Origin of the sequence: Streptomyces sp. NPDC002889 (genome assembly GCF_042888425.1) — a bacterium.
In the GTDB taxonomy this organism is placed as follows: Bacteria; Actinomycetota; Actinomycetes; order Streptomycetales; family Streptomycetaceae; genus Streptomyces.
Genome location: NZ_JBIAPT010000076.1, coordinates 1 through 2,015, shown reverse-complemented (window position 1 = coordinate 2,015; position 2,015 = coordinate 1). Strand labels below are relative to the sequence as shown.

Sequence of the window (2,015 nt, the reverse complement as noted above, 5' to 3'; positions counted from 1 at the left end):
GAGGCCGTTCTCGGTACGCATGAGGCGGTCGGTCAGGTCGCGGTGATCGTCCGGGAGGACCGGCCGGGGGACAAACGCCTCGTCGCCTACGTCGTCCCCGCCACCGAGGTTGCTGCCGACGTGGCGCAGGTGCTGCGGGAGTTCGTGGCGGCCGCTCTGCCCGACTACATGGTTCCTGCTGCCGTGGTCGTGCTGGAGGAACTGCCCGTCACGGTGAACGGAAAGCTCGACCGGGCGGCTCTTCCGGCTCCCGACTTTGCAGGTGTGGCGGGTGGCCGTGGTCCTGCGACGCCGACGGAAGAGGTGCTCTGCGGGCTGTTCGCGGAGGTGCTCGGTCTGGAGCGGGTGAGTGCCGAGGCCTCGTTCTTCGAACTCGGCGGCGACTCCCTGCTGGCGATGAAGCTGATCGCCCGCATCCGGGCAGTCCTGGACTCCTCGCTCAACATCGGCGACCTGTTCGCCGCGCCGACGCCCGCCGGCCTGTCCGGACGGATCGACCGTATGAAGGACACGTCGGAGGGCACCACCCGAGCAGCGCTGCTGCCGCTGCCGAGGCCCGAGGTTGTACCGCTCTCGTACGCGCAACAGCGGATGTGGTTCCTGAACCGGCTCGAAGGAGCCGGGGAGGGCGCGGCCTACAATCTGCCGCTGAGCCTGCGGATGTCGGGCGAGCTGGATGTGGCGGCGCTGGAAGCGGCGCTGGGCGATGTCGCGGACCGCCATGAGAGCCTGCGCACCATCTTCCCCGAGACCGACGGTGTTCCCCGCCAGCAGGTGCTGGAAGGCGCGGCCGGGCGCCCGCCGTTGGTGATCGTCGAGACCACCGAGGACCAGGTCGAGGACGTCCTCGCCGCGCAGGCGGGCCAGGAGTTCGCCCTGAGCGTCGATCTGCCGTGGCGGGTCCGGTTGTTGACGGTGGCACCCTCGGAGTTCGTCCTGCTGATCGTGGCCCATCACATCGCGGTCGACGGCTGGTCCCTGGGCGTGCTGGCACGGGATCTGGGAGCGGCGTACTCGGCCCGTTGCCAGGGACGGGCACCGGGCTGGGAGCCACTGCCCGTCCAGTACGCCGACTACGCGCTCTGGCAGCGACAGGTCCTCGGTGATCTGGACGACCCCGACAGCCTGATCAGCGCCCAGCTCGGGTACTGGCGCGACGCCTTGGCCGACGTACCGCAGGAGCTGGTGCTGCCGACCGATCGGCCGCGTCCGGCGGTGTCCTCGTTCCGGGGCGACACCGTACCGGTGCGGGTGGGCCCAAGGATCCACTCGCGGTTGGTGGAGATCGCTCAGCGAGGGAAGTCGACCATGTTCATGGTCGTGCAGGCCGCGCTGGCGGTCCTGCTGTCACGCCTCGGGGCGGGGAACGACATACCGGTCGGCACCGCGGTCGCCGGACGAGGGGACGCGGCGCTGGACGACCTGGCCGGGTTTTTCGTGAACACCCTCGTGCTGCGGACCGACCTGAGCGGTGACCCCTCCTTCACCGAGTTGCTGGCCCGGGTACGCAAGACCGACCTCGCGGCCTACACCCACCAGGACCTGCCCTTCGAGCGCCTGGTCGAGGACCTCAACCCGGTCAGGTCCCTGGGCCGCAATCCCTTGTTCCAGGTCTCCTTGTCGATGCAGAGCAGTCCGCAGGGCCAGGGACGACTGTGGGACCTGCCGGGTCTGCAGGTCCGTCCGCTGATGTCCGAGTCGGATGCCGCCGCCGCCCGCGTCGACCTGATGGTGGACCTTGCCGAACACCGCGACGAGGACGGAAGTCCGGCCGGGATCGCCGGCGTGCTGCTGTATGCCGTCGACCTGTTCGACGAGACCACGGCCCGGTACGTCTCGGACCGGCTGGTGCGGGTGCTGGAGCAGATCGCGGCTGATCCCGGCATCAGTCTGAGCAGGATCGACGTCATGGAGGAGGCTGAGCGTTCTCGTGTGGTGCGGGAGTGGAATGCGACTGATCGTCGGGCTGCGTCGGTGACGTTGGCGGGGTTGTTCGAGGCTCAGGTGCTTCGTTC

At 69.2% G+C, this 2,015-nt stretch carries 1 protein-coding gene; it reads left to right on the top strand.

Going from position 1 to position 2,015, the window contains the following annotated elements; translation table 11 throughout:
* A partial coding sequence (locus ACFYWI_RS38410) for a condensation domain-containing protein (protein ID WP_389240819.1) occupies positions 1-2,015 on the top strand: 2,015 nt, incomplete at both ends.